Here is a 26822-nt window from a genome sequence, read left to right as displayed (position 1 = left end):
CTGTTTAATAAAAACAGCCATGAGTCAGTATCGCTTCTTCAGGCACTTCATTTTTGTAGTTACACTTTTATTAGCCTTCGGCACCTTAGGTAAGGTGCAGGCGCAGAGTACCTACGGCAACGAATGGATTAACCATTCCCAAACATATTATAAGATCAGGGTGTTTTCTGATGGCCTTCACAGGTTAAACTACACTTACCTGGATAGCCTTGGTTTAAAAGGCGTGGATCCGCGCCATTTCCAAATATTCAGAAAAGGTAAACAGCTAGCCATTTATGTAGCAGGCGAAGAAGATGGAAAGCTGGATCAGCAGGACTTTATTGAATTCTTCGGAGAAAAGAACAATGGTGCCCTGGATAAGGAAATGTATAAAGATCCAAAGCACCAGATACACCAGTTGCGCAGCATCTATACTGATACGGCCGCTTACTTTCTTACCTTCTCCGCAGCAGGAGGCAAGCGTATGCGCGTGGCGAACACTGTTTCTGCTGGCAGAACCGCCGAGCCTTATCACATCCAGAAAGCAGCAACGGTATTCTTCGATGCTTTTTACAGGGGCAAAAAGTATGAAGAGAACATGATGCCCTGGCTGGATCTGGGGCAGGGCTATGTAGGCTCTACTTCCCGCAACCCCAAAAGCTGGAACCTGGATAACATTATCAATCTGGAAACAACGGGTTTTAAGCCGCAGCTGGCAATCAGTGTTTATACCCGGAACAATATTATCCATAATGCCTCCGTAAACCTGTTACCGGCAACAGGAGGGAGCAGGTTGTTGTCGAGGTATACCTTTGATGGCTTTGGGTTTGAAGTAAGCAAATTTCCGGTTGAGTTTTCTGAGATCAGCTCTGCCGGTAGGCTGGTGGTACAAACGGTGCCTGACTATTATGCCCCTTCCACCGAGAACCAGTTCAGCCTGGCGCATGGTATCGTTACCTTTCCGCAAAAGAGTATTGTAACAGGTAACCACATGCAGTTTTATACCGACTCTGCCCGCACTCTGAATCCTTATTATGAGTTTACCGGGGCAACTGCTGCAACTGTCGCTTATGATATTACAGACGAGGGGAATATTACCAGAATAGCAGGCGTAGCTGTGGGCTCGAAATTTGGCTATGCTATTGCGGCAGAAGATGGAAAAAGCCATCGGGTTTTACTGGCAAATACAAGCCGGGCGATCAGGCCAAAGGTAGCCCGAACAAGCCCGGTAAAATTCAGAACTATACAACCCGAAGCTTTTAACTATATTGTTTTAACGAACAAAATACTAATGCAGGCAGCAGGCGAGAGTACTTTGCCTGCACCAAAAGAGTATGCCGCTTACAGAGCATCCGAGGCAGGAGGCAGCTATGATACTTTACTGGTGTTTGTAGATGATCTTGTGAACCAGTTTCACTACGGTGACTTCTCATCGAATGCGATAAGCAGGTTCTTAAAGTTCATGTCCTCAACGCCGCGGGCAAAGCAAATGCTGATTTTAGGGAAAGGGGTTGAGTTCGACAGGATAAATTATCGTAATACGGCTTCCCGCGCCCTGGATCTGGTACCTACGGCAGGTATACCTGGTTCTGATGTGATGTTTTCGGCTGATTTCCGAAATAATTCCTTTGTGCCAGCTGTACCTACAGGAAGGCTTTCGGTAACCACTCCGCTGGAGATAGTGCAGTACCTGAATAAAGTGAAAGAATATGAAGCTGTTCCGCTGGGAGAGAAATGGCAAAAGAACATTCTTCATTTAGGTGGCGGAAAGAAAACAGAGGAAATAAACCTGCTGGCCTCTTACCTGAGCGCTTACGAAGGCATAGCTCAAGGGCCTTATTTTGGCGCGAATATCATCCGGAAGACAAGGAAGAACATAAGCGAAGTGGTTGAAAACATAAATGTTTCGGATGAAATAAACAAAGGTGTTTCGTTGGTTACTTTCTTCGGGCATAGCGCACCTGGTGCTACTGATTTAGACATCGGGCTGGCCTCAAATGCGATCAATGGTTACTCCAACAAAGGGAAGTACCCGATCATGCTGATGAATGGGTGCAGTGCAGGTAATATTTTTGTGCCATCGAGTGTCTCTTTCGGAGAAGACTGGGTTAAAACACCGGATAGAGGTGCTATCAGTTTTATAGCACACGTGGAAGCTGGTTATCCTAACTTCCTGAATATGTATAGTCAGCACTTGTACAACCTGGCTTTTCAGGATGTAAACTTCTACGGAAAGCCTATCGGGTTAATTCAACAGGAGGTGATCAGGAGAGTAAAAGCTTCTGCATCCAGTGATCTGGCAACGGCTATGGTGATGGAGATGGTGCTGCAGGGCGACCCGGCTGTCAGGTTTGCCTCGCCAGCCAAGCCTGATTACCTGGTGCAGGAAAACAGCATGGATGTTGCTCCCGTTGATGATACGGCTGTTACGGCCACGTCCGCTGAATTTTATGTGACATTAACCGGTGTAAATTATGGCAAGGCCATTACAGATTCTGTGCGTGTATCTGTGGTGCGTACACTGGCCGATAACACGGTGCTGGCTCCGCAGGTGATAAAGGTAAAACCTATCATATATGAAACGGCTCTGCAACTGAAGCTAAGTAATACCGGCATAGAGGCACTGGGCATGAATTTCTTTGAAATCACGCTGGATGATGACAATAGCATTGCAGAACTGAATGAAGGTAATAATACCGGGCGGTTTCAGCATTACTTTCCTGCGAGCGGACTTACGGCACTAAGTCCTTCTGCCTACAGTATAGTGGGTTCGAAGGATGTAAAGCTAATAGTGCAGGCCACAGCAGCCCGGAGCGACAGGCAGGGCGTTTATTTTGAACTGGACACAACGCAGCATTTCAACAGTAGTTTGAAAAGAACACATATCGTAGAAAACGCTTTGCTGCCTACCTGGGAGCTCTCATTACCTGCTGTTGGTTCCGATCGTGATAGCACAGTCTATTACTGGAGAGCGCGTTTTCAGTATTATGAGGCAGGTGAGGATACCTTATGGGCTTCGAACTCGTTCCGGTATATACCAGGCGCAAGCAATGGCTGGTCACAGAGTCACTATGGCCAATTCGATAAGGCAACAACTGCCGATATCAGTAATGAAGGCAAACAAAACCTGAACTGGCAGTTCAGCCCCTTGGTATCCAATATTGAAATACGGACTGTAGGCGGAAACATCCGGTATTCTACCCCAGCTTACGGTCTGGTGGTAGACGGAAAACCCGTAATTGAGTATTGGTGCTCTGATCCAGCCGCCTCTGCTACACCGCGTATGTATATGGTGGTGATAGAGCCTAAAACCTTGAAAATGGTGGAAAACCTAATCCCGGCTTATGCCTGTTCCCTAGAACCACATCTGTATGAGTTTGGTGATCTGAATAACGCTGGGAACAGAGCTAAGATAGAAACATTTTTAAAAGCAGTGCCGGCAGGATATTATGTGGCGGCTATCAGCATTAACAGTGTTCCTTTTGCAAGCTTTACAACTTCTCAGAAAGATGCCTTCAAAGCTATTGGTGCTGCTATGATAGATAACCTTAAAAATGGGTACCCTTATGCTATTGTCGGTAAAAAAGGTGCGGCCGCAGGTACTGCTGATGAACTTTCGGCCCTGGAACTGGAGACCTCGAATGCGCTAACAAAAGCTATTTTATTGAAATCAACGATCAGGTCCAGAAAGCAGGCTGGTACGCTTACTTCTACTTTGATAGGTCCGGCAGAAAGCTGGGGAACGCTGCACCATCATGTGGAGCGTACAAGCCTGGATGATAAGTACAAGCTAAGCCTTTTAGGTATAACACCTGCTGGTCAGCAGGTCGTGCTACAGCCTGAAATAACAGGTAAAACTTTCGATCTGTCCGGTATTGATGCCAAGGTTTATCCTTCTATCCAGCTTTCAGTTGCTCTGTCAGACTCAGCTGACCGTACTTCGCCACAGTTAAAGCAATGGCTGGTATACTATAATGCAGCGCCAGAAGGTGTTATACGCCCTGACCTGGTAGAGGTGAGTGAACAGATTTTAACAGACCAGGCAAATAAGAAGGGGTTGATTACCCTGCCAATGGCTTTCCAGAACATTACCTCATTCGCTTTTAAAGATTCTATTCTGGTAGAGGTGACCCTAACAGGAGACGGCATACAACGTACAGTGGCTTCTTTTAAAATTGCACCGCTTGATGCGTATAAAACGGCTAATTTTAGCTATAGCCTGAGTACATTAAACTTAAGTGGAAGCTATAAGCTAAGTATGTTTGTGAACCCACGCGCGCAGGCTGAGCAGCAGTATTTTAATAACGTTTATGAAGTGCCGTTCAAAGTAAAGGCGCTGCTTCACCCAATCCTTGATGTAGCTTTTGATGGCCTGCACATTATGGATGGTGATTTAGTGTCGCCAAGCCCGCTGGTAAGTATTACCGTTAAAGATGAACATAAGGAGACTTTTTTACAGGATCCTGCCGGCATGTCGGTTATTTTAATAAATCCGGAGGGGCAGGAGCAGGAGGTAAACCTGATGAGTAATGACCAGGAAGTCCGTTATTTTCCGGCTGATGAGAAAAACGACTTTAGAGTAGAGTATAAGCCTGCGAAGCTGGCAGACGGTAAGTATAGTCTGGTTGTACGGGCTAAAGATGTAGCAGGAAAAGCATCTGGAATATCGCCTTACCAGATCGGCTTTGAGGTAGAGAACCAGGCAAGCGTCACAAATTTCTATCCATTCCCCAATCCTTTCTCTACCAAAACACAGTTCATCTTTACTTTAACAGGAAGTACTGTGCCAGACAACCTCAAAATTCAGATCCTGACAGTAACAGGCAAAGTAGTAAAGGAGATTGAAAAAGAAGAGTTGGGGCCAATCCGGATCGGGAATAACAAAACGGAATATGCCTGGGATGGAACTGATACTTATGGCGATAAATTAGCCAATGGTGTATACCTGTACCGTGTGGTGATGAGCAAGCTGGATGGTGAGGAAGAAATGAAGCACCGCAACAGCTATGGCGATAAAGCATTTAAGAACGGTTACGGCAAGTTATACATTCTGAGGTAAGCCAGCCCCAATGGCTACCACAAAAAAGGAGCACTAAATCAGTGCTCCTTTTTTGTGGACGGTGGGTTTATTTTCTTCGTTTTAATTCAATAAAGCTATAGCTATACTTATTTTTCTCATCCGGTTCGTGAAACGCTTCTGCTACCTGTTGCCAATCTTCTGCCGGCAGCTCCGGGAAAAACGTGTCGCCTTCAAAAGTATGGTGCAGGCGGGTCAGGTAAACAGTGTCTGTAAAAGGTAAAGCCTGCCTGTAGATTTCTGCTCCTCCTATAATACTGGCCCGCTCATCGAGTTCTTTTGCTTTTGCCAGTGCCTCTTCAACAGAATGCACTACAACACAGTCTTCTACCTGGTAGTCTTGCTGCCTGGTAATAATGATAGAAGTTCGGCCAGGCAGGGGCTTGCCAATCGATTCGAACGTTTTACGGCCCATAATGATCGGGTGCCCTAACGTAAGCTGCTTGAAATGGCGCAAGTCGGCAGGCAGGTGCCAGATAAGCTGGTTGTCTTTTCCGATTACATTATTTTCAGCGATGGCTACAACAATGGCAATCATGGCGATACGTGAATTAGAAATTATGAATTATGAATGGGAGAAGAAGGTGCTGCCAACACATCAGGTAACCTTAAAACTATAGCCCCGGAGCAAATCCTGTATCGGCATGCGTTTTTTGCCTTCCATCTGCAGATCCAGGATAGCAAGTGCGCCAGAGGCTGTTTGCACGTGCAGGTATGTTTTGTTGTCTGTCTGCAGTTGCCCCGGCTCTACATCATAACTGGCCTCTATAAGTTCTGTTTTAAAGATTTTGAAGGTTTTATCACCTAGGCGCGTCCAGGCGGCAGGATAGGGGCTGAGACCTCTTATAAAATTCCGTACCTGTTCTGCCGGTTGGTTCCAGTTAATATGGCAGGTATCTTTAAATATCTTGGGCGCGTGCTTTGTATCCGCTGTGGTTTGCTGTGGCTGTGGCTGCACTTCGTCTCTTTCGATGGCCTGTACGGTACGCACGGCCAGTTGTGCGCCTAAATGCTTCAGCTTTTCATATATGCTGCCAAAATCATCCTCCTCCAGAATAGGCAGGCGCTCCTGAAATATCATATCGCCGGTATCAATCTCATGTTTCAGAAAGAAAGAGGTAACGCCGGTTTCTTTCTCGCCATTGATAATAGCCCAATTGATAGGGGCTGCTCCGCGGTACTGGGGCAGCAGGGAGCCATGTATGTTAAAAGAGCCCAAGGCCGGCATAGACCACACTACCTCTGGCAGCATTCTGAAGGCAACAATAATCTGCAGGTTAGCCTTGTAGCTGCGCAGTTCTTCCAAAAAAGCCTCCGATTTCAGGTTAGTTGGCTGTAATACAGGTATCTCCTGCGCTACGGCATATTCTTTTACAGGTGATTGATGTAGCTTCTGGCCACGGCCTGCAGGTTTATCAGGAGCTGTAATAACAGCTACAACCTGATACTGATTTTCAACAAGGGCTTGTAAAGTGGGTACCGCAAAATCGGGCGTACCCATAAATACAATGCGAAGGTCTTTTGGCATGGTTCTATTTAAAGTCTGGGTAAAGCAGGTACTGCTTACGTAGTTGTTTATAGTTTGTGAGAGCCGGTTCCCAACTGGCTTTAATCTCTGCCTCTGTTTTGCCTGCTTTTATCTGCTGGCGCAACTCGTTGGTGCCAACAAGCTTTTCAAAAAAATTATTGTTGATAAAGAATTTATCCTGGTTAGTTGAGTTCTTGTAGAAGTCTAGTATGTAAGCCAGTGTAAATGGGCGGGCTTTGGCAGGTGAAGTTAAATCGAGGCCATAGCACTTCTGGTTTTTGAGCGGAGGATCTTGAGCACCAGGGAGCGGAACGGGCGTGAATGAAAAGCTTTTGTCTTTATAGTAAGGGCTGCCGATTACCTGAAATGGCGTAGGTGTACCCCGGCCAAGGCTCACGTTAGTTCCTTCGAATAAACAAAGCGATGGGTATAAAGCGATTGCCTGTGCATTGGGCAGGTTTGGTGAAGGGCGCACAGGTAATACGTAAGGTGTGCTGTGGGTGTAGTTGGCGGCAGGTATAACTGTTAACTGACACTGTCGCTTTCCTTCCAGCCACTTTTCGCCATTAATCATGTTAGCCAACTCACCTACGGTAAGTCCGTGCACAATCGGAATCGGGTGCATGCCAACGAAGGACTTTAAACTCATATCCATCACAGGGCCGTCTACATAATGACCGTTCGGGTTTGGGCGGTCCAGCACGAGCACCTGTTTGTTGTTTTCAGCGGCTGCCTCCATAACATAGTGCATGGTGCTGATATAGGTATAAAAGCGTGCGCCTACATCCTGTATGTCAAAAAGCAATACATCCACATGCTGTAGCTGTGAAGGCTGTGGTTTCCGGTTACTCCCATAAAGTGAAACAATAGGAAGACCTGTGCGGGTATCTTTAGAGTCTTTAACATGGGCACCTGCATCGGCTTCGCCACGGAAGCCATGCTCAGGCGCAAAAATAGCGGTAATTTTTATGCCGTGGCTCAACAAAGAGTCCACCAGGTGCGTTTTGCCGATAACGGAGGTCTGGTTTACCACCATGCCTACCCGTTTGCCCTGCAGCAGAGGCAGGTATCTGGCTGTTTGTTCGGCTCCGGTTTGCAAAGGCGTTGCCTGTGGCATGGCTGTAACCTGTTCAGATGTATGGCTGGCTTCTGCAGAAGCACTAGCCTGTGGTTTAGAAGCACAGCCTGCCAGGTTCAGAAGCAGCGAAGTGTATAGCAGGATAAATGTGTATGTCATAGTAATAGAACAGAAATCAAAATTCATACCTATCTTTAAGGCAATTTAGCAACAAGGCGAGTGAACATCTCCAAATATATATCAGATAAAATATCTAAAGTAAAGACTGGCTCATTTACCTCGTCGGTCACAAAAATAGCAATTATAAGCATAGCGGCAGGCATTGCCATTATGATTGTGTCTTTTGCTATTCTGGAAGGCTTCCGTAGCGAAATCAGGGAGAAGATTTTCAGCTTTGGAGCGCACCTTCAGATCAGTAAATACGATACGAATAATTCTTACGAAGGAGCACCGATTAGCCGCTCTACAGGTATAAACAGCACCGAGGATATTCCGGGTATACAGCAGATACAGGCCTACGCCCGAAAAACTGCCATTATCAAAACAGAAGACGAAGTACTGGGGGTGGTGCTGAAAGGGATTGAAAAAGACTATGACCTGACCTCGATGCGAAACAACCTGGAGGAAGGGCATACAGTTACTTTTACAGATACTGCAGCCTCGCTGGATGTTATGATAAGCCGAAGCATTGCGAATAAGCTGAAGCTGAATGTGGGAGACAAAGCTACTTTTTACTTTATCCAGAGTCCCCCCAGAGCCAGAAGAATGAACATAGCTGGCATTTATAATACCGGCTTGGAAGAGTTCGATGAGATCTTTGTGCTGGGAGATTTGCGCCTGATCCGGGAGCTCAACAATTGGCCTGATACATTGGTGGGAGGAGTAGAGATTGTGCTGAAGAATTTTGAAGAAATAGATGCCGTAGCCGACCAGGTGTTTTACCAGATGAACTACGACCTGCAGCTGGAGAAGATTACAGACCGCCACCAGCAGCTCTTCGACTGGATGCAGTTGCTGGGTAAGAATGTGGTTATATTCCTGGTGCTGATCGTGTTTGTGGCTACCTTTAATATGGTGTCTACCGTCTTTATCATGATTATTGAGCGCATCAACATGATTGGTGTGCTAAAGGCTATAGGTGCTACTGATGCACAGATCAGGAAGATATTTTATTTCAGGGGGCTGAGGCTAACCTTAAAAGGAATGCTGTGGGGCAACATTATAGGTTTAGGCTTTTGTGCGTTGCAATATTATTTTCAGCTGATCCCACTCGATCCTGAAAACTACTACATGGATACAGTGCCAATCAGCTGGAATTTTGGAATTGTAATTGTCCTGAATGTGATTACGCTGGTTCTTACCATGCTGGCTATTCTTATTCCTGCCGCTATGGTATCCAGAATAAAGCCTGTAAAGGCGATTAAGTTTGATTGATAGGCGCTATACCTGCACAATCTCCCGCTTCTGGATAGGCGCAGGCATTTTAATGCCATTCTGCTCAAACACAGTTTTTACCCGCTCGTTCATTTCCCAGTTAAGCGGCCAGAATTCTTCTTTCTTAGCCCAAAGGCGCATGCTGATAGTTAAAGAATATTCTGTAAAAGCTGTTACGGCAATTACAGGAGCAGGGTCAGTCAGAATACGTGCATCGGCATCGATTAGCTCCTGCAACAGGCGCTTTACAGCAGCCAGATCATTTTGTGGACTTATCACGAGGTTAAGCTCCATCCGTCGGGTTGGCTCAACTGAATAATTAATAACCACACTGGAAGCCAGCGGACCGTTAGGCATATAGATCACCTGGTTGTTTCCTGTTTTAATTACGGTATTAAAAATGTTGATCATGTGTACGGTACCCATCTGCCCCTGTGCCTCGATAAAGTCTCCCACCCGGAAAGGCTTTATCGTTAAGATTAAAACTCCGCCTGCAAAATTCGAAAGGCTGCCTTGCAAGGCTAAACCAATGGCCAGACCAGCTGAACCCAGCACCGCAATAAAGGAGGTCATCTCTACTCCCAACTGCGCTATAACCAGCACAAGCAGTAATATGCGAAGAATAATGCTGATCAGGTTGTTCAGAAATGGGCGTAGCGATAGATCTACGTTTTTGCGCACCATCAGATTATAGATCATATTGCTGATGCGCTTGATAACCCATAATCCGATGAGTAGGGTTAGAGCAGCTGAAACCAGCTTCATGCCATATACCATTACAAAATTCGTTACCACATGGCTGTACTGCTCAAAGAAGTCTAATGAGAACATAAGGGGAATCGGGAAAATGGAAATAAAAAGCTACAGAGATAGTAATGTTTATGCTATAGCTGGCAAAGATGCTTTAAAATTCAGGCAAAGTCAATTACAGGGGCAGGTGCCTGCTTTGCAGGATCAGGTTGGGATTAGGGCAAAGTGCTTCGTAAAAAGCCTTATCCGAGCTTAATGCCACTCCAGGAAAATCGCCGGATTTACCACCCATATCACCTATTATCTGAAAGTGCAGGTGGGGAGGCCAGTTGCCGTTTTCTGGGTATGGGCCGAGGCTTGCAATCTGATCTCCTTTTTTGAAAGGCTTACCTACTTCTTCCAGTCCTGATAAAGATGTACGGCTTAAGTGCCCGTACAGCGTGTAAAAGGTACGGCTATGCAGTTCGTGCTGCAGAATAATGGTAGGGCCGTAGTCGCCAAAATGATCATTGTTCTGGAAACTATGCACGGTAGCATCGAGTGGGGTAAAAATGGGAGTACCGGCCTCCATCCAAATATCTATGCCGAGGTGCAGGTTTCGGTTAGCGGCAGGTGTGCTGAAGTGCTTGCTGCGACTGTAAATGGAACGATCTTCTAAATAACCTCCTATGCCTATAGTGGCGTTTTGCGCTGCAAGCATTTGCTGTACTGCCTTGTCGAATAAGGCAGTGTCGCGGAGATCGGTATTTAATAAAAGAGAGTTTGCCGCTGTAAAGTCTAAGCGGCAAACGTGATCGCTATTTAAATCAGAAGTAATTACTTTTGAAAAGGCAGTACTGTTTTGCCTTAGCAATTCGCTAAGTTCTTCCGGGGTATCCATAAGCTTTAGGGAGCGGCGTTTGTGCCGCCAGTGCAAGTATAAGAAGTTTAGGTTGCTTCTACATACTTTGAGAGTGTTTTCAGGCTTTTTGTTTTGCCAAACAACTCCTCTGACTTTTTGCTGTAGGCCAAAGCAGCTTCCTGTAGCGTTTCGAAGGTACCTAGGTTAATGCGTTGCTTGTTGTAATGGATAATAGCACGATACTTTTGTGCTTCTTTATGTACACCTCTTACACCTAACTTATTTTCTGTTTTTGAGGTATTGCGCACAATTTTGCAAAGAGGTGCCCACTCCAGATTATCGAGGCGGCAATCTAATTTATTGCCATTCTTAAAATGAACATAAAGTTTAATGTCGCTTTCAGGGCGCTCTACCAGCTGCTCGCAAATCATTTTGTGCAGGTAAATGGTTTCGTTGCGATACTTGCCATTTTTAAGTGGCCAGTTTTTCTGGAAGAAAGCATAGCCATTGGAGTGAATGCGCAGGTGCTTCAGAAATTCAATCTGCTGCAGATACGCATTGTTTTGAATGTACTCGTAGGTTCGGTCATCTACTACTACGGTTTTTTCACAGTTCTTAAGTGTTAATTTGTAAAGCATCAGTATTATGAATGGTCGTTATGAAAAGAACGGACTTGGAATAGATAATCCTCATTACCAAGTATATACTGCTCTAAGAGCTTAATGCAAAATTGCAGAATATTTTTAAATTATCGTTCTAATATTTATATAGATTTTGCTATGTGTAATTTCAAGTCTATATCAGAAACGCTATTTTAACAAGAATGTTTTTCTGTCCGTATCATATTATCGTAACTTTCGGGGCAGTTTCATGTTTAAGAGCAATAAATTTCTAGTTAATTCATAAGAATTATGAGTAACCCTTATTTAAATCTGAAGGTAGTGGACATTACCCACGAAACTTCAGATGCTATTACCTTACATTTTGAGCATCCTTTAAAAGAAACCATAGCTTATAAACCTGGCCAGTTCCTGACGCTGATTCTGCCAATAGGCGGTAAAAAAGTGAGGCGCTCGTATTCTCTTTGTAGTACTCCGAAAGAGGCACCCCGGTTGTCTGTGACAGTGAAAAGAGTAAAAGGCGGGCTTGTTTCTAATTACCTGCCCAACCATGTTAAGGTAGGGCAAGAGATGGAGGTAATGGCTCCTGTTGGTAACTTCTGTCTCACTTGCGAAGCAAGTAATAAGCGCAATGTTATTTTATTTGGGGCAGGCAGTGGCATTACACCGCTGATGTCTATTTTAAGAACAGTGCTGCTCGAGGAGCCTGAAAGTAAAGTAACCTTACTTTATGGTAATAGAAATGAAAATACCGTAATATTTAAAGAGCAACTGGCACAACTGGAGAAACAGTACTCTGAGCGCCTGCATGTTGAATATATTTACAGCCAGCCTCAGCAGGGGCGTAAAGGTCCGGGGCTTTTGCAGCGGCTAGGTCTGGCAAAGCCAAAGCCTGCTGACGCCACATCAGCCTTAAACCAGCACCAGGGAAGAATGAACCAGAGTATGATCATTAAAATTCTGGAGCGCCTCAACCTGTCCAAAATTTCTAATGGCGTGTATTTTATGTGCGGACCTGAAGGCATGATGGAGGAGGTGCAAAAGGGCTTGCAAGTTTTACATGTGCCTGCTGAATGTGTCTTCAGAGAAAGCTTTGTAAGCAGCAAAGGATTGGAGCAACAGGAGCAGCAGCATGGCGATGTGATGGCATCGGAAGAAGATGGTGAGCTTGCAACACAAACCGTAACGCTAATTTATGAGGGGGCAGAATATAGTGTTGAGGTGCTGCCGGACCAGACAATTCTGGAGGCGGCCCTGGAGCAGGATATAGACCTGCCGTATTCCTGCCAGGCTGGCTTGTGCACCGCCTGCAGGGGCAAGTGCCTGAGTGGAAAAGTACATTTAGACGAGCGGGAAGGCTTATCCGATGCCGAAATTGAAGAAGGTTATGTGCTGAATTGTGTGGGGCATCCGCTGTCTGATAATGTTGTGATCGAAATCGGATAGTCTGTAAAACCCGTATTAAAAAGCTGTGGTGTAGCATGTTTTCATGATACACCACAGCTTTTTTTGTACTTTGGAATGAACTACTTATATTACCTCATTATTACGTAAACTAATATGATCTCACCTGAAACAAATATCAAAGCTCTGAAGCGCAAGCCCAGAAACTATATGGCGGAAGATTTCGCAGTTGAAAAATGGGAAACTATCCAACCTTACCTTGATGAGCTTAAGACAAGGCAAATCAATTCAGTGGAAGAACTGGAGAAATGGATGTCCGACCGAAGTGAACTGGAAAGCGTTTTATCGGAGGATTTAGGCTGGCGTTATATTCGCATGACCTGCGATACACAGAACGAAGACAGCACCAAAGCATTTCAGTATTTCGTTACGGAAATTGAACCTAAAATTGCGCCCTACGATCATGATCTGAATCAGAAACTGATGCAGTCGCCTTTTATCGGCGAGCTCGATCAGGAAAAATACCGCATTTACCTGCGGCAGGTTAGGCGGGCGCTGGAAATTTTCCGTGAAGAAAATATTGCCCTGCAAACGGAAATCAGTACCAAGCAGCAGCAATATGCCGCCATTACAGGTGCTATGATAGTTACCCTGGATGGCGAGGAAGTTACCCTGCAACGTGCCGCTGATCGCCTGAAACGCAACAACCGGCAGGAAAGAGAGGAGGCATGGCGACTGATTCAGGCGCGTAGGCTGGAAGACCGCCAGAAGTTAGACGATCTGTTTGACGAGCTGCTTCGGCTGCGTAACCAGGTGGCTCAAAATGCAGGTTTCGCAAACTTCCGTGATTATATGTTTGCCGCTATGGGCCGCTTCGACTATACTCCGCAGGACTGTTTCGATTTTCATGCTTCTATTGAGCAAACCATTGTGCCGCTATTAACCAAAATAGACCAGGAAAGAAAGCAGCAACTTAATCTGGATGAGCTAAGACCATGGGATCTGGATGTGGACCCAAGTGGGAAAAAGCCACTGGAGCCGTTCAAGTCGGGGGAAGAGTTGCTGGAGAAAACCGTACAGGTGTTTTATAAGCTGGATACTTACCTGGGCGATTGTCTGGCTACCATGCGCGCCATGGGGCATCTCGATCTGGAATCCAGAAAGGGTAAAGCGCCGGGAGGTTACAATTATCCTCTGGATGAGATTGGTGTTCCTTTCATCTTTATGAATGCCACCTCCAGCTTGCGCGATGTAATTACCATGTTGCACGAAGGCGGGCATGCCGTGCATTCCTTCCTGACCCGTGGCCTTACATTAGGTGCTTTCAAACATCCGCCTTCTGAAGTGGCAGAGCTTGCCTCTATGTCGATGGAGTTGATTTCGATGGTTCATTGGGATACATTCTTCGAAGATGAAGATGAACTCCGCCGTGCCAAGCGTACACACCTGGAGAGTGTGCTCGAGACTTTCCCTTGGGTAGCTACCGTAGATAAATTCCAGCATTGGCTCTATGTAAATGCACAGCATACCCAGGAGGAGCGCAAGCAGGAATGGGTAAGTATTTATGAACAGTTTAATCATAAAGAGGTGAACTGGGAGGGGCTGGAGCAGTTTAAGCCGTATTTATGGCAAAAGCAGCTGCATATATATGAAGTGCCTTTCTATTACATAGAATATGCCATGGCGCAGCTTGGAGCAGTTGCCGTCTGGAAAAACTACAAAGGAAACCCGACAGAAGGTTTAGCCGCCTACAAACGTGCCCTGAGCCTGGGATACACTGTTTCGATAGGTGAGGTTTATGAAGCAGCCGGTATTAAGTTTGACTTTAGCACCGATTATATTAAAAGCCTGGCCGACTTTGTGCAGGAAGAGATGGAGAAATTATAGCGCTGATACATCCATAGCATTTATTGGCCCCGGTAAATCAACTTGCCGGGGCTTTATTTTTATAGCCGCAACAAAGTTAGGGATATATCTGCCGGATACAGGAGTTATGATAGGGGCCTTGGCCGCTACAATAGGAGACACGGCAACAAAGGTAATACGAAATGCTACAGGGGCTTAAACTGCTCAAACATTTGCCTGCAGTCGTTGCAGTAGTGCATGGAGCGGCAAAGGGTGGGACCAAAAGGGGTGCGAAGCGTTGTGTTAGTGCTGTTGCAATAAGGGCACGTTGCATACTCCAGAATCTCCAGATCAAGCACCATGTTATACTGTGGCGGGGGAGCCAGTCCGAATTCCTTTAATGCCTTACGTCCTTTTTCAGATATCTTGTTACTGTTCCAGGGTTCATCAAAAGTCATGGAAACAGTATAGCTGGTAATGCCGTGCTTTTCGAGTGTTAACTCTACTTCTTTTTTCATATATTCCATGGCAGGACAGCCGGCAAAAGTAGGAGTCATGTGTACCTTCACATCACCGTCAGGCGCTACTTCTACTCCTGTAATCACACCAAGGTCGAGGAGCGAAAGAACAGGTATTTCCGGATCTTTTACTTCCTCCAGCAGCAGCAATATTTCTTCTTTCGAGACAGGCATACTACCACTCCGCAGTAGGATCCAAGTTAAATACTTCAGACATTTCAGTTAAAAGTGGCTGTAGATATTCTGTATGCTGGCCATAGCGCCCACCAAGTATAGGCCGAACTGTTTCGATTGCTGGTAATCGTAGTTGGGTAGCATTCAGCACAGTTTGTATACGTTCCAGCCAGGCTGCTTTTGCGGCTTCTTCCCCGGCATATATGCCTTCGGCTATCATTTCCTCCTCAAAAGCCGAAAGTTCGAACATGCCTAATGCATAAGGAACAGCTTCGTGCAAAGAAGTCTGCAAGCGAAGTACAGCTTCTTCTGTGGAATTACCAAGATTTTTTATCCAGGTGTTGGCGTGCAGCACGTGGTACTTTATTTCGCCTTTAAGTTTGGTAGCCAGTTTGGCTAATGGCTCGTATGCGGATTGGCTAAACATCTCGAAGCGAATCATCTCTGCGTTGTCGTATAAGAAGTGGCGCATCAGGCTGAAATCATACTCTCCGTTTGGAAGCTCCACCAACTGGCAATTATGAAACCGGGCGGCACTGCGCGTAAAAGCTACTGTATCCGGTTCTGCTTCTCCAAGCTCCTGCAGCAAGGTATAAAAAGCAAGGCTGTGCCCGATTTTGTCCTGTGCCATCGACGAAAAAGCAATGTCTTCTTCCAGAATCGGGCCAAAACCAGTCCATTCGGAGTTTCGGTGCCCCAGAATAAGTTGGTCGTCTGCTACTTTATAAAATAAGTCTTTCAGTGCTTGTGCATTCATTAGTCAGGAGTATTTTTTTGAGCTTCTTTGAACTTGGAAATTTTGTCCAGCACTTTATAGGCAGTTGGCTCGCGGTATTTCTTTTCAGGTAGAGTTGCCCACATATCTTTATCTTCTTCGGCAGATTGTAGCACATGTTGCGTTTTTACCACCCACACGTTTACCACCGGAAGCAGATCGCCGAATTGTTCTTTGGCCTTTTTTAAAGCCTGCTGATAAGAAGTAGCCACTACACGCCCTGCACGCGTATGCGCTTTGCCTCGTTTTTTCAGGTGAAATATTTCGTAGGTTTCTTCAAGAGATGCTGAACCTGTAAGATCTTCGGGGTGAAGTATAGTGTATACCGATTTTCCATCTCCGGCATAAGGAGTTACCTGTATGCTGGTGGTTCGGGTAACCCACATGCCTGCACAAGAGGCCCGGCGACTGTATTGTTCTTTTGCAAAAAGAAAGGCAATATCTGCAGTAGGAGCATGCACGGGACCAACATAGGTATAAGGAGAGTTCTCTCTTTTCTGGTAGAATACTTCGTACGTCTCAAACTGATCTAACTCCTGCTTGGGCTCCATAGGAGTAAAATCATTGTCGGGCAGGTGTAGTCTTGTTACACGTGGATCAAGGGAGGTTAGCATAGCTTTATGTAAGTTAAAAACTTATCTTAATTAAAGAGTTAAAAGTGCTGAGTTAGAAGAAACCACTCCCGATTTTAAACTTTTAACTGCCTTTGGTTAAGCCAGAGGTCGCACGTATCTGGCTTTAGGGCTCAGAAGGGCTTTTCTTACCCAGGCACCACGTTCTTCAGCTGTCCTTCTAACAGCAATGCGCTCCGCATTACAAGGACCGTCGCCGTTTATAACGCGCTTAAATTCCTCCCAGTCGGGTTCAGTGTATTCCCATTTACCTGTTTCAGGGTTCTTCTTCAGCTTAGGGTCTGGCACTGTTAAGCCTAATTCCCAGATCTTAGGTACATACATATCCAGAAACTGCTGGCGGCAATCGTCGTTAGAAGCCATTTTTACCTTCCAGCGCATGAGTGTTTCGGTGTGCATGCTCATTTTATCGGGCGGGCCGAAGAAGGTCATGATAGGAGGCCACCAGCGGTTAAGTGCTTCCTGAATCATTTTACGCTGCACAGGTGTACCGGTAGCCATGTGTACCACCGCATCGTGCCCATACTTTAAATGAAAGGATTCTTCGGCACAAATGCGCTCCAGTGCCCGGCAGTAAGGGCCGTAGCTTCCTCTGGCATTCGCCATTTGATTTACAATAGCACCGGCATCAATAAGCCAGGAAATAATATTGGAATCGGCCCAGGTAAAAGCGGGATAATTAAATACATTGGAGTACTTGCTTTTGCCGCTGATCAGGTCGTTGAGCATTTGTTCACGGCTTTTACCTAATGTTTCGGCGGCACTATATAACAACTGTGCATGGCCAACTTCATCTTGTACTTTAGCCATTTGGGCCATTTTACGTCGGAATCCCGGAGCGCGCGTAATCCAGGTGCCTTCGGGAAGGGCGCCAATGATTTCAGAGTGCGCGTGCTGCTCTATCATGCGGATTAGCTGCTTACGATACAGTTGTGGCATCCAGTCATTGGGTTCTATTTTTTCACCGCGTTCGATACGCGCCTCGAATTCAGCTAATTTTGCTGCATCTTCTGCTTGTAAATCATCGAACTTAGTTGCTTCAAAAACATTTCCTCCTCCGTACATACTTATATAGTTTAAGACAGAAATAATTGCAGGGCTGTTGCCAGCCCTGCAAAGGTTAGTTAGATTAGTTAGGGTTAGTATGTAATAGGTTAGTTGTTTCTTAAACCGTTCAGGAGCATAGCCGAAAGGCTATCTGCGATCTCCTGCGCCGACATTTTACCTTCAGGTTTATACCAGGTATGAATCCAGTTTAAACTTGAAAGAATCGTTAAGGCTGCAAACTTTTCGTCTGGCACCTTAAATTCACCATTATGTATACCGGAGCGGATAATGGCTCTAAAATGTGCTTCGTATCGGTCGCGCATTTCCAGAAACTCAAGCAGGAAAGGCTCACTTAAATGGCGCCATTCGTGCAGGAAAACTGCCGCAGCCTCTGTGTTACGGGTAAGTACCGCTACATGTGCTGCCACTGCATTTTTCAGTCTGTCTACTGCCGTGCCTTCTTCAGATACGGCAGCTGTAATGCCTTCGAAAAACTCTTCTGCCATTCTAAAGCAAATGCGCTGAAGAATTTCTTCCTTCGACCGGATATGGGAATATATACTGGCAGCCTCTATACCTAGTGCATGTGCTAGATCACGCATAGAAGTAGCCGTAAAGCCATGAGCTTTGAAAAGTGCTGTTGCTTTCTGTTCAATCTGATCTTTTCTGCTCACGTTTAAATTCCCGGTGCGTATGAACAAATATAAGAAACCTAACGCTTGTTAGCAAATTTATTTTTCTTAACGTATAAATTCTTTAGAGGTTGTTTATAAGGGGCTTACACAGATGTTGCACTAACCATTGCTTTTTATTTGGGTAGCTGAAGGTCTAGGCTGTCTTAGCAGAATAGCTACAGTGTGATGCAGCAAAATGTAGCTGCTATTAAATTTCAGAAGATACTCCGGCTGGACTGTCTTTTGCATATCATTCGCTACTTACCGGGTAAGATAACTTTCTGTATTATTTTATCTGGTTTGTAGAATACAAGCAGCAACTGATAGCGTATAAAAATAACCAACCTTAAATCCCCATTTAATCTGATAATTGCTAGTTATGACTGAAACGATAAATACTGCGTCCACCAAAGAATATGTAAGCTATCATGTAAAGGATAGAATAGGCTATATAACCCTTACCAGGCCTGAGAAGCGTAACGCACTTAATTTCGATATGGTAACAGAGCTGAAGCAGGCGTTTGTGGCTGCCGAGGATGATGAAGCATGTAAAGTTATTGTGCTTCGTGCCGAAGGGAAAGTTTTCTGCTCCGGAGCCGATCTGGAATTTCTGCAACGTCTGCAGGAGTACGACTACCACGATAACCTGGTAGACTCCACTCACTTAATGCAGCTTTTCAGGTTAATATACACGCTAAAGAAAGTGGTTATTGCCCAGATTCACGGCCATGCCATTGCAGGCGGCTGTGGGCTGGCTGCTCTTTGCGACTTTAGTTTTGCCGTGCCTGAAGCCAGGTTTGGCTATACTGAGGTGAAGATAGGCTTTATACCTGCTATTGTAAAGGTGTTTCTGCTCCGAAAAATAGGAGAGGCAAAAGCCCGCCAGTTGTTGCTGACAGGTGATCTGGTTTCTGCAGAAGAAGCAAAAGCCATTGGTTTAATTAACTATGTGGTTTCAGCCGGGGAACTGGAGGAGCAGGTAAATGCCTTTGCGCAAAAACTTTGTAAGGAAAATTCACGTCAGGCAATGGAGGTTACCAAAGAGATGATCGCACGCGTGCAGGAAATGTCGCTGGAAGACGGATTGCAATATGCCGCCGAAATGAATGCCGTTGCCCGGGGTAGCGAAGATTGCCAGAAAGGAATCGCTTCATTTTTAAACAAAGAATCTCTGAGTTGGTAATTTTTGTTAATAGTTTTAAACATTTTGTTAAACTTGTTGTTCTCTTTGCATGCTGACAGGCATCGGAATCATGATCATAACATTTGTAGTAATGGAAGGTGTGGCCTGGGCCATGCACAAATATGTGCTACACGGGTTTATGTGGTTCCTGCATAAGTCTCATCATACAAAACATGACCATGCTTTTGAGTGGAACGATCTGTTTTTTGCCTATTATGGTACGCTGGCGATGCTGTTTTTTGTATTTGGCAGCGATCCCATTGATTACAGGTTCTGGATCGGAGCAGGTATAACTTTGTATGGTATTGCATACTTTGTTATTCATGATGTATTTATTCACAGGCGCTTAAGAGTTTTCGGGAAATCGTATAACGTTTATCTGAAAGCCTTAAACATTGCCCACAAAGTACATCATAGTTCAAGTGCGAGAGATGGTGCGGCTTCTTATGGTATGCTTTGGGTATCATGGAAGTATTTCAGGTCGGCGCATGAAATTATTCGGAAAAAGAAACAACAGGAAATAAATCGTGGGTCATTACTCAATCAAAGAACTTGAACATCTTTCCGGTATAAAGGCTCATACTATTCGTATCTGGGAGCAAAGGTATAGTATTCTTTCTCCTAAGCGAACCGATACGAATATCCGTTATTACGACGACCAGGACCTGAAGACAATCCTGAACGTTTCCTTTCTGAATGCGAAAGGCATTAAGATATCCAAGATTGCCCAAATGGAGAGCAAACAGATATCGCAGAAGGTACAGGAGCTTTCTGAAGATTCCGGGCAGTTTTCCGGTCACATTAACCTGCTCATCTCTGCTATGGTAGACATGGATGAAGAGGTTTTCGATAAAACTATCTCTACGGCAACACTTCAGTTGGGTCTGCGGGATACGTTTTTGCATGTTATCTATCCTTTCCTGAATAAGATTGGTGTTTTATGGCAAACGGGCAATATAAGCCCGGCGCACGAGCATTTTGTAAGTAACCTTGTGCGGCAAAAAATAATTGTAGCCATCGACGGACAGGTAGTGCGCAGGCAGCAGGGAAATCCTACTTACCTGCTGTTTCTGCCGGAGGGGGAGCTGCATGAGCTAGCGCTTCTATTCATGAATTATGTAATTAGGTCGCACCATTTTCAGGTTATATACCTGGGGCAGCACCTACCGTTCAAAGATCTGGAGATTACCTACGAACACTGTAGGCCTGCTTATATGTGTACAGTGCTTACCTCTACACCGGACCGTGATCAGGTGCAGGCGTACCTCGATAAACTTTCCAATCGCTTTCCGGAAGCAACTATTTATATATGTGGGGCGCAGGTGCAGTATGATTTTTTAGTGTTCCCCAGAAATATCCATCTCCTCCGCAGTGTGCAGGAGTTCCTGGCGCTATTTTAGGCAATATTTTTCTTATAGTTCTTATTCCTGAGCAAGCTCCCCTGAGCTTGCTCTTTTTTGTTTAAAGGTTTCTGCGATAGCCCATATCTAATCTCAGTTTGTTTTAAATTTATTATTAAATATTAAACAAAATTATCCATAAATATTTTTTAGTCGTATTTTTGTTTATACTTGTTGTGTTAAAGTGTAAACAATATGACAGCCATAGAATTTAATAATAAAGTACAGCATGTCGCTCAGACGTTGAGACCGGCAGCTATTAACCTCACCAAAGATCTGGATGATGCGAAAGATCTGGTGCAGGAGACACTTTTGAAGGCGCTTTCTAATCGGGACAAGTTTAAGGCAGGTACAAACTTGAAGGCATGGTTGTATACCATTATGCGCAATACGTTTATCAACAACTACAATAAAATAACGAAGCGCAGCAGCAACGTAGATAGCGGAGATTACCTGCTGTACTCCAATGCCGATGATTCTTTTATCACGCAAAATAAAGGAGTGGCTACCTTTGTTATGCAGGATATCAGGAAAGCGATTGCCGGCTTAAATAAAGATCATCGCACTCCTTTTATCATGTACTATGTAGGGTATAAATATGTAGAGATTGCTGACAGACTTCAGATTCCGATTGGAACAGTCAAAAATCGTATACATATTGCCCGTAAAGAGCTGAAGAACGTACTTACGGTTTACCAGCACGAAGCTTAAGCTAAGACAACAACCAACCTTTTATTCATGTTCAGAAACAAAGTTATAGTAATCGGGTCAGGTTTTTCGGGACTTTCGGCTGCTACCTGCCTGGCGGCAAATGGGTATGATGTTACCATCCTGGAAAAGAACAGTTCTCCGGGTGGGCGCGCCAGAAGCTTCGAAACAAATGGCTTTGTATTTGATATGGGCCCAAGCTGGTACTGGATGCCGGATGTTTTTGAAGCATACTTTAATAAGTTTGGCAAAAGCACCTCAGACTACTATAAACTGAAACGGTTGGACCCTTCGTACACCGTTATTTTCGGAGAACATGATTTTGTAGAAGTGCCGGCTTCTATGGATGAGATGCGGAAACTTTTTGAAAGCTGGGAGCCGGGCAGTGCTCAGAAGCTGGATAAATTCTTAGGGCAGGCAGCATATAAATATGAAGTAGGCATTAATAAACTGGTATACAAACCAGGGCGCTCGCTTTCTGAGTTTATGAGCCTGAAGCTTTTGCTGGACGTGCTGCGAATGGATGTCTTCCAGTCTATACATAAGCATATCCGTAGTTTCTTTAAGCACGAGAAAATCATTAAGCTGATGGAGTTTCCCATCCTGTTTCTAGGGGCACTGCCTCAGAATACGCCTGCTTTATACAGCCTGATGAACTATGCCGATATTAGTCTGGGCACCTGGTACCCTATGGGAGGGATGCATAAAATTGTAGAAGGGATGGTGCAACTGGCAGAAGAAAAAGGAGTAAAGTTTCTGTATGACCAGGACGTGCAGAAAATTGAGGTAAAAGACGGGAAAGCCAGGACAGTTCGAACCGCTAGCAGTACTTTTGAGGCAGATGTAGTAGTTGCCAGTGCCGATTATCATCATGTAGACAAGCATATGCTCGAGAAAAGCTTTCAAAGTTATTCTGAGTCTTACTGGGAGAAGCGAGTTATGGCTCCTTCGTCCCTTATATTTTACCTGGGGATTGACAAGCGGCTTCAGCATCTGCAGCACCATAACCTGTTTTTCGACGAAGATTTCGGACCGCATGCGCACGAGATTTACACTGACCCTAAATGGCCGGAGAAACCGCTTTTTTATGTTTCTGCTCCGTCGGTTACAGATGCCAGCGTAGCTCCGGCCGGTTGCGAGAATTTATTTATACTGATACCCGTTGCCCCCGGGCTGGAGGATACGGAGGAGGTGCGGGAGATCTATTATAACCTTGTTATGGATAGGCTGGAGAAGCTAACCCGGCAGGAAATCCGCTCTGCAGTCGTATTCAAGCGAAGCTATGCGCACCGTGACTTCATGGCAGATTATAATGCTTTTAAAGGAAATGCTTATGGTTTAGCCAATACGCTTTTGCAAACAGCATTGCTTAAGCCAAGCATAAAGAGTAAGAAAGTTGCAAACCTTTATTATACAGGGCAATTAACAGTACCCGGCCCTGGTGTGCCGCCTTCCCTTATTTCCGGTCAGGTGGTGGCTAAAGAAATACAGAAAGAGTATGCCATTTCAGAGGCAGTGCATTAACCAACAATCCCTACTATGGAACTATTCAAAGAAACTTGCCTGAAGTGCAGCAAAATTATTACCGAGGCTTACAGTACTTCTTTTACACTGGGTATAAAAACACTAAATCGTAAATATCATTTGCCTATTTACGCCATCTATGGTTTTGTGCGCTTTGCAGATGAGATTGTAGATACATTTCATGACTACGATAAGAAGAAGCTGCTGCAGGATTTTAAACAGCAGACTTACGAGGCGATAGATTCCGGGTTAAGTTTAAACCCGGTGTTGCATGCGTTTCAGGCGGTAGTAAATGAGTATAGCATAGACCGGTCGTATATAGAGGCTTTTCTTAAGAGTATGGAGATGGATCTGGACGACAGGGTGTATGACCGGGACCTGTATGAAGAATACATTTATGGTTCGGCTGAAGTGGTAGGGCTTATGTGCCTGCGGGTGTTTTGTGAAGGAGATCATGAAATGTTTGAGCGCCTTAAAAAACCAGCCTGTAGCCTGGGTGCTGCCTTTCAGAAGGTAAACTTTTTACGCGATATGAAGAGCGACTATAGCGAACGTGGCAGGGTTTATTTTCCGAAGGTAGAGTATAAAAGCTTTAGTAATGCCTGTAAAGCTGAAATTGAGGCAGATATACTACACGATTTTGAAGATGCCTATAAAGGGATACTGGCTTTGCCTGCAGGGGCGCGGATGGGAGTTTATTTAGCCTATGTGTATTATATGAAACTGTTCAGGAAGATACAGAACCTGCCTGCCACCCGTATACTTAATGAGCGTGTCAGGGTGCCGGATAATACCAAGCTGGCGCTTTTGCTGGGTTCTTATCTCAGGTATCGGCTAAATGTTATTTAGTTTTACAAATTTCTTAAAGGTTAAACTCTGATGTATATCTATTTGTATCTGAATATTTTCACGATCCTTTTTCCTTTTCTACTCTCATTCGATAAAAAAGTGGCCTTTTATAAAAATTGGGGTGCTTTGTTTCCTGCCATTCTGGTCAATGCCGCTTTTTTTATAGCCTGGGATATTCTTTTTACTGAAACAGGAGTATGGGGATTTAACCCGGATTACTTAACAGGTATTTACCTTTATAATTTACCTTTAGAAGAGGTTTTCTTTTTTATAACAGTGCCTTATGCCTGTGTGTTTATCTATGATGTGCTTAACGCTTACATAACGAGAGATTTGCTGGAGCCCTATACCAAAGCTATTGCAGTGCTTATCTTGTTAACATTGCCATTTATAGCTATATTTAATATTGAAAAAATATATACTTCTGTTACATTTAGCCTGTTGGCTATCATGCACCTGGTGCATATCCGCTTCTTTAAGATGCAGGTTTTAAGTAGATTTTACCTGGCTTATGCGGTGCATTTGGTGCCGTTTTTAATTGTAAACGGAGTACTTACTTATTTACCCATTGTTTGGTACAATAACGATTATAATTTAAATAGAAGGATAGGTACCATTCCTGTAGAAGATACCATGTATTCTATGCTGATGTTGCTGCTGACTATTTCAGTATACGAAGGTTTACGGCAACACAAAAAGGTGAAACAATATAAGCCTTTGGCTGTTTGATTTTTATGCAAAGCTTAAGTGTAACGATAGATATGAATTCTGGCTTTTGTTTTGGCGTAGTATATGCCATACAAATGGCAGAAGATATCCTGGAGGAGAAAGGGTATCTCTACTGCTTAGGCGATATTGTGCATAACGATGTGGAGGTAGAGCGTTTACAGCAGAAAGGGCTCCAGATCATAGACCACAGGCAATTGCGGGAATTAAAAAATGAGGCTGTTTTAATCCGGGCCCATGGTGAGCCTCCTGAAACATACCAGATCGCACTTGAAAACAAGCTTACTTTAATTGATGCTTCCTGTCCGGTGGTGCTAAAGCTACAGAATCGTATTAAAACTTCTTTTGATAAAGATGCCAATATCTTTATCTACGGCAAGCACGGGCACGCGGAGGTGATGGGCCTGCTTGGGCAGACTAACAACAAGGCGACAGTTTTTGAAAATACTGATGAGCTGTTCCGGCACCAGCTGCCTTCTAAAATTACCCTTTATAGCCAGACTACAAAAAGTACCGATAATTTCTATAACATCAAATCTTTACTGGAAGAAAAGGGTGTAGAGGTAGAAGCCAACGATACAATTTGTCGCCAGGTATCCAACCGGGATAAAGAGTTGCGCAAGTTTGCCCTGAATTTCGATAAAATTATCTTTGTGTCGGGTACGAAATCTTCTAATGGAAAAGTCTTGTATCAGGTATGCAAAAGCACTAACCATAACACGTACTTTGTTTCTAAAGTAGAAGAGCTGAAGCCGGAGTGGTTTCAAAAAAATGATAAAGTTGGTATTTGCGGTGCCACCTCAACACCTATGTGGCTGATGGAGGAAGTACGGGACGCCTTGTTGATGATGCAGATTTAATGCATTGCCATGAGCTTGTCTTTGTAGTTAGAAGAACTTAGCAAAAGAACCCGGTTTTGTAGATATGGTGAAGCAGAAAGAAAACAGAGGAATAGTAATTGCCGCAATTGTGATGTTAAGCTGGCTAGTATTGCTGATCTTTCTGCTACAGTTCTCTATTAACTTTGCCTCTCCTGTTCCTTACTTGCTCGCTTTAGTGCAAACTCACCTGTATACAGGCCTTTTTATTACAGCACACGATGCTATGCATGGCGTAGCTGCTCCGGGCAGGCCACGGCTTAACAAAGCGATTGGAACTGTTTGTGCTTTTTTATTCGCCTATAACTGGTATCCCCGCCTGCTGCCCCGGCACCATCAGCACCACCGGCATGTGGCCACAGACCAGGATCCTGATTACCATGGAGGAGGCTTCTGGCCCTGGTACCTGAGCTTTCTAAAGAACTATATTACCTGGTGGCAAATAGTGCTCATGGCTATTACTTATAATGTGCTGCAGCTTTTCTTTCCGCTGGAAAACGTGATTTTGTTCTGGATGCTGCCAGCCGTACTGGCTACTTTCCAGTTATTCTACTTTGGCACATATCAGCCGCATAAAGGAGAACACGAACAGCACAATCTCCATAAGTCTACCACGCAAAGTAAAAACCATGTATGGGCTTTTATAAGCTGCTACTTTTTTGGCTATCATTACGAACATCATGATAAGCCTTATCTGCCCTGGTGGCAGCTGTACAAAGCGAAAGAATAATACTGTGTGATACCGCTGAAACAGAAACGGGAGGTCGTTTACGACCTCCCGTTTCTGTTTCAGCGGTATTCTATATTAATGAGCTCCTGCTTCTTTTTTGCAGCAGTCTTCAAGCTTATTGTAGGCGCGTTCCTGTGCCGGCACATTGTCGGCATCGTAACCGGTTTCTGAAACTGCTTTTCTTATTTTGTCAGGATTGGTCTTTTTGCCATCGAAAACAACTGTCAGTACTTTTGAGTCTACATCCAGTGTGGAAGACTTTACTCCTTTTTCGTACGCCATTGCTTTTTCAAGGGTCTTCTTACACATATCGCATACGGCAGAGGTCTTGATTTTTACTGTTTCTTCGTTGCCCTTCTGAGCAAAGGCAGCCATAGACAAGCAGAACATGAAAAGGAATAATCCGATGTTTTTGAAAGTTTTCATTCTGTTAAATTATAAGTTTAGT

General features: G+C 44.6%; 25 protein-coding genes. 13 read left to right on the top strand and 12 right to left on the bottom strand.

The window, feature by feature from the left end:
• Positions 1 to 19 precede the first annotated feature (19 nt).
• Positions 20 to 5038, top strand: a complete 5019-nt coding sequence (locus C1N53_RS11490) for a C25 family cysteine peptidase (protein WP_137759446.1) — start codon at positions 20 to 22, stop codon at positions 5036 to 5038.
• Between the two features lie 67 nt (positions 5039 to 5105).
• Here C1N53_RS11490 and C1N53_RS11485 read toward each other — a convergent pair whose 3' ends face one another.
• From C1N53_RS11485 to C1N53_RS11475, 3 genes are read right to left on the bottom strand one after another with little or no spacing between them, the layout of a single operon-like run.
• Positions 5106 to 5594 (bottom strand): dihydrofolate reductase, encoded by a 489-nt coding sequence (locus tag C1N53_RS11485; RefSeq protein ID WP_137759445.1) that lies wholly within the window; start codon positions 5592 to 5594, stop codon positions 5106 to 5108.
• 60 nt (positions 5595 to 5654) lie between these two features.
• Positions 5655 to 6584 (bottom strand): methionyl-tRNA formyltransferase, encoded by a 930-nt coding sequence (gene fmt, locus C1N53_RS11480; RefSeq protein WP_137759444.1) that lies wholly within the window; start codon positions 6582 to 6584, stop codon positions 5655 to 5657.
• 4 nt (positions 6585 to 6588) lie between these two features.
• Entirely contained in the window at positions 6589 to 7821 is a 1233-nt protein-coding gene (locus C1N53_RS11475; RefSeq protein WP_137759443.1) for an exo-beta-N-acetylmuramidase NamZ domain-containing protein, read from the bottom strand.
• A gap of 60 nt (positions 7822 to 7881) precedes the next feature.
• On the opposite strand from C1N53_RS11475, the gene C1N53_RS11470 reads away from it, so the two are divergent.
• Positions 7882 to 9096, top strand: a complete 1215-nt coding sequence (locus C1N53_RS11470) for an ABC transporter permease (RefSeq protein WP_137759442.1) — start codon at positions 7882 to 7884, stop codon at positions 9094 to 9096.
• Between the two features lie 6 nt (positions 9097 to 9102).
• Here C1N53_RS11470 and C1N53_RS11465 read toward each other — a convergent pair whose 3' ends face one another.
• The 3 genes from C1N53_RS11465 to C1N53_RS11455 form a co-directional block, all read right to left on the bottom strand.
• The gene (locus C1N53_RS11465; protein ID WP_137759441.1) at positions 9103 to 9927 is read right to left on the bottom strand and encodes a mechanosensitive ion channel family protein; all 825 of its coding nucleotides are present in this window, start codon (positions 9925 to 9927) and stop codon (positions 9103 to 9105) included.
• A gap of 94 nt (positions 9928 to 10021) precedes the next feature.
• Positions 10022 to 10726, bottom strand: a complete 705-nt coding sequence (locus tag C1N53_RS11460; RefSeq protein WP_137759440.1) for a peptidoglycan DD-metalloendopeptidase family protein — start codon at positions 10724 to 10726, stop codon at positions 10022 to 10024.
• Between the two features lie 47 nt (positions 10727 to 10773).
• Positions 10774 to 11325, bottom strand: a complete 552-nt coding sequence (locus tag C1N53_RS11455) for an HNH endonuclease (protein WP_137759439.1) — start codon at positions 11323 to 11325, stop codon at positions 10774 to 10776.
• 273 nt (positions 11326 to 11598) lie between these two features.
• Here C1N53_RS11455 and C1N53_RS22930 point away from each other — a divergent pair, with 273 nt between their 5' ends.
• Together C1N53_RS22930 and C1N53_RS11445 are read left to right on the top strand one after the other, a co-directional pair.
• Entirely contained in the window at positions 11599 to 12753 is a 1155-nt protein-coding gene (locus C1N53_RS22930) for an FAD-binding oxidoreductase (RefSeq protein WP_137759438.1), read from the top strand.
• A gap of 168 nt (positions 12754 to 12921) precedes the next feature.
• Positions 12922 to 14598 (top strand): M3 family oligoendopeptidase, encoded by a 1677-nt coding sequence (locus tag C1N53_RS11445; RefSeq protein WP_240773200.1) that lies wholly within the window; start codon positions 12922 to 12924, stop codon positions 14596 to 14598.
• Between the two features lie 164 nt (positions 14599 to 14762).
• On the opposite strand, the gene paaD is transcribed toward C1N53_RS11445, so the two are convergent.
• The 5 genes from paaD to C1N53_RS11420 form a co-directional block, all read right to left on the bottom strand.
• Complete coding sequence (paaD, locus tag C1N53_RS11440; protein ID WP_137759436.1) at positions 14763 to 15248, bottom strand: 1,2-phenylacetyl-CoA epoxidase subunit PaaD; 486 nt, start codon at positions 15246 to 15248, stop codon at positions 14763 to 14765.
• 1 nt (position 15249) lies between these two features.
• Complete coding sequence (paaC, locus tag C1N53_RS11435) at positions 15250 to 16005, bottom strand: 1,2-phenylacetyl-CoA epoxidase subunit PaaC (RefSeq protein ID WP_137759435.1); 756 nt, start codon at positions 16003 to 16005, stop codon at positions 15250 to 15252.
• Positions 16005 to 16637, bottom strand: a complete 633-nt coding sequence (locus tag C1N53_RS11430) for a phenylacetic acid degradation b (protein ID WP_137759434.1) — start codon at positions 16635 to 16637, stop codon at positions 16005 to 16007. The genes paaC and C1N53_RS11430 overlap by 1 nt, the downstream gene beginning before the upstream one ends.
• 96 nt (positions 16638 to 16733) lie before the next feature.
• Positions 16734 to 17720, bottom strand: coding sequence for a 1,2-phenylacetyl-CoA epoxidase subunit PaaA (gene paaA / locus C1N53_RS11425; protein WP_137759433.1), 987 nt, complete (start codon positions 17718 to 17720; stop codon positions 16734 to 16736).
• An 89-nt stretch (positions 17721 to 17809) separates the two neighbouring features.
• Entirely contained in the window at positions 17810 to 18376 is a 567-nt protein-coding gene (locus C1N53_RS11420) for a TetR/AcrR family transcriptional regulator (protein ID WP_137759432.1), read from the bottom strand.
• 379 nt (positions 18377 to 18755) lie between these two features.
• On the opposite strand from C1N53_RS11420, the gene C1N53_RS11415 reads away from it, so the two are divergent.
• The 9 genes from C1N53_RS11415 (at position 18756) to C1N53_RS11375 (ending at position 26374) form a co-directional block, all read left to right on the top strand.
• On the top strand, positions 18756 to 19559 hold the full coding sequence (locus C1N53_RS11415) for an enoyl-CoA hydratase/isomerase family protein (RefSeq protein ID WP_137759431.1): 804 nt from the start codon (positions 18756 to 18758) through the stop codon (positions 19557 to 19559).
• Positions 19560 to 19629: 70 nt separating this feature from the next.
• On the top strand, positions 19630 to 20115 hold the full coding sequence (locus tag C1N53_RS11410) for a fatty acid hydroxylase (RefSeq protein WP_240773199.1): 486 nt from the start codon (positions 19630 to 19632) through the stop codon (positions 20113 to 20115).
• Positions 20087 to 20959 carry a MerR family transcriptional regulator gene (locus tag C1N53_RS11405; RefSeq protein ID WP_137759429.1) on the top strand — a complete coding sequence of 291 codons (873 nt, stop codon included), beginning with the start codon at positions 20087 to 20089 and terminating at the stop codon, positions 20957 to 20959. Before C1N53_RS11410 ends, C1N53_RS11405 begins: the two co-directional genes overlap by 29 nt.
• A 195-nt stretch (positions 20960 to 21154) precedes the next feature.
• Positions 21155 to 21670: an RNA polymerase sigma factor gene (locus tag C1N53_RS11400; protein ID WP_137759428.1), complete on the top strand. Its 516-nt coding sequence runs from the start codon at positions 21155 to 21157 to the stop codon at positions 21668 to 21670.
• A 27-nt stretch (positions 21671 to 21697) separates the two neighbouring features.
• The gene (locus tag C1N53_RS11395) at positions 21698 to 23191 is read left to right on the top strand and encodes an NAD(P)/FAD-dependent oxidoreductase (protein WP_137759427.1); all 1494 of its coding nucleotides are present in this window, start codon (positions 21698 to 21700) and stop codon (positions 23189 to 23191) included.
• A gap of 15 nt (positions 23192 to 23206) precedes the next feature.
• Positions 23207 to 24040 (top strand): phytoene/squalene synthase family protein, encoded by an 834-nt coding sequence (locus C1N53_RS11390; RefSeq protein WP_137759426.1) that lies wholly within the window; start codon positions 23207 to 23209, stop codon positions 24038 to 24040.
• A gap of 30 nt (positions 24041 to 24070) precedes the next feature.
• The gene (locus C1N53_RS11385) at positions 24071 to 24769 is read left to right on the top strand and encodes a lycopene cyclase domain-containing protein (protein ID WP_137759425.1); all 699 of its coding nucleotides are present in this window, start codon (positions 24071 to 24073) and stop codon (positions 24767 to 24769) included.
• Between the two features lie 5 nt (positions 24770 to 24774).
• Positions 24775 to 25626 carry a 4-hydroxy-3-methylbut-2-enyl diphosphate reductase gene (locus tag C1N53_RS11380; protein WP_137759424.1) on the top strand — a complete coding sequence of 284 codons (852 nt, stop codon included), beginning with the start codon at positions 24775 to 24777 and terminating at the stop codon, positions 25624 to 25626.
• Positions 25627 to 25690: 64 nt separating this feature from the next.
• On the top strand, positions 25691 to 26374 hold the full coding sequence (locus C1N53_RS11375; RefSeq protein ID WP_137759423.1) for a fatty acid desaturase: 684 nt from the start codon (positions 25691 to 25693) through the stop codon (positions 26372 to 26374).
• Positions 26375 to 26449: 75 nt separating this feature from the next.
• Here the strand turns inward: C1N53_RS11375 and C1N53_RS11370 are convergent, their stop codons facing one another.
• Positions 26450 to 26800: a heavy-metal-associated domain-containing protein gene (locus tag C1N53_RS11370; protein WP_168194016.1), complete on the bottom strand. Its 351-nt coding sequence runs from the start codon at positions 26798 to 26800 to the stop codon at positions 26450 to 26452.
• Positions 26801 to 26822 lie beyond the last annotated feature (22 nt).

The sequence above is a fragment of the Pontibacter sp. SGAir0037 genome (genome assembly GCF_005491705.1).
Taxonomy (GTDB): Bacteria; Bacteroidota; Bacteroidia; order Cytophagales; family Hymenobacteraceae; genus Pontibacter.
This window is presented reverse-complemented; position numbering and strand designations above follow the sequence as displayed.

What these genes read in the sequence shown, in the direction of transcription:
- C1N53_RS11490 (WP_137759446.1), top strand. Translation starts at nt 20, where the DNA reads ATGAGTCAGTATCGCTTCTTCAGGCACTTCATTTTTGTAGTTACACTT.
- C1N53_RS11385 (WP_137759425.1), top strand. Translation starts at nt 24,071, where the DNA reads ATGTATATCTATTTGTATCTGAATATTTTCACGATCCTTTTTCCTTTT.
- C1N53_RS11485 (WP_137759445.1), bottom strand. Translation starts at nt 5,594, where the DNA reads ATGATTGCCATTGTTGTAGCCATCGCTGAAAATAATGTAATCGGAAAA.
- C1N53_RS11460 (WP_137759440.1), bottom strand. Translation starts at nt 10,726, where the DNA reads ATGGATACCCCGGAAGAACTTAGCGAATTGCTAAGGCAAAACAGTACT.
- fmt (WP_137759444.1), bottom strand. Translation starts at nt 6,584, where the DNA reads ATGCCAAAAGACCTTCGCATTGTATTTATGGGTACGCCCGATTTTGCG.
- C1N53_RS11375 (WP_137759423.1), top strand. Translation starts at nt 25,691, where the DNA reads ATGGTGAAGCAGAAAGAAAACAGAGGAATAGTAATTGCCGCAATTGTG.
- paaD (WP_137759436.1), bottom strand. Translation starts at nt 15,248, where the DNA reads ATGCCTGTCTCGAAAGAAGAAATATTGCTGCTGCTGGAGGAAGTAAAA.
- C1N53_RS11445 (WP_240773200.1), top strand. Translation starts at nt 12,922, where the DNA reads ATGGCGGAAGATTTCGCAGTTGAAAAATGGGAAACTATCCAACCTTAC.
- C1N53_RS11430 (WP_137759434.1), bottom strand. Translation starts at nt 16,637, where the DNA reads ATGCTAACCTCCCTTGATCCACGTGTAACAAGACTACACCTGCCCGAC.
- C1N53_RS11415 (WP_137759431.1), top strand. Translation starts at nt 18,756, where the DNA reads ATGACTGAAACGATAAATACTGCGTCCACCAAAGAATATGTAAGCTAT.
- C1N53_RS11455 (WP_137759439.1), bottom strand. Translation starts at nt 11,325, where the DNA reads ATGCTTTACAAATTAACACTTAAGAACTGTGAAAAAACCGTAGTAGTA.
- C1N53_RS11370 (WP_168194016.1), bottom strand. Translation starts at nt 26,800, where the DNA reads ATGAAAACTTTCAAAAACATCGGATTATTCCTTTTCATGTTCTGCTTG.
- C1N53_RS11395 (WP_137759427.1), top strand. Translation starts at nt 21,698, where the DNA reads ATGTTCAGAAACAAAGTTATAGTAATCGGGTCAGGTTTTTCGGGACTT.
- C1N53_RS11390 (WP_137759426.1), top strand. Translation starts at nt 23,207, where the DNA reads ATGGAACTATTCAAAGAAACTTGCCTGAAGTGCAGCAAAATTATTACC.
- C1N53_RS11380 (WP_137759424.1), top strand. Translation starts at nt 24,775, where the DNA reads ATGCAAAGCTTAAGTGTAACGATAGATATGAATTCTGGCTTTTGTTTT.
- paaC (WP_137759435.1), bottom strand. Translation starts at nt 16,005, where the DNA reads ATGAATGCACAAGCACTGAAAGACTTATTTTATAAAGTAGCAGACGAC.
- C1N53_RS11410 (WP_240773199.1), top strand. Translation starts at nt 19,630, where the DNA reads ATGATCATAACATTTGTAGTAATGGAAGGTGTGGCCTGGGCCATGCAC.
- paaA (WP_137759433.1), bottom strand. Translation starts at nt 17,720, where the DNA reads ATGTACGGAGGAGGAAATGTTTTTGAAGCAACTAAGTTCGATGATTTA.
- C1N53_RS11475 (WP_137759443.1), bottom strand. Translation starts at nt 7,821, where the DNA reads ATGACATACACATTTATCCTGCTATACACTTCGCTGCTTCTGAACCTG.
- C1N53_RS22930 (WP_137759438.1), top strand. Translation starts at nt 11,599, where the DNA reads ATGAGTAACCCTTATTTAAATCTGAAGGTAGTGGACATTACCCACGAA.
- C1N53_RS11465 (WP_137759441.1), bottom strand. Translation starts at nt 9,927, where the DNA reads ATGTTCTCATTAGACTTCTTTGAGCAGTACAGCCATGTGGTAACGAAT.
- C1N53_RS11400 (WP_137759428.1), top strand. Translation starts at nt 21,155, where the DNA reads ATGACAGCCATAGAATTTAATAATAAAGTACAGCATGTCGCTCAGACG.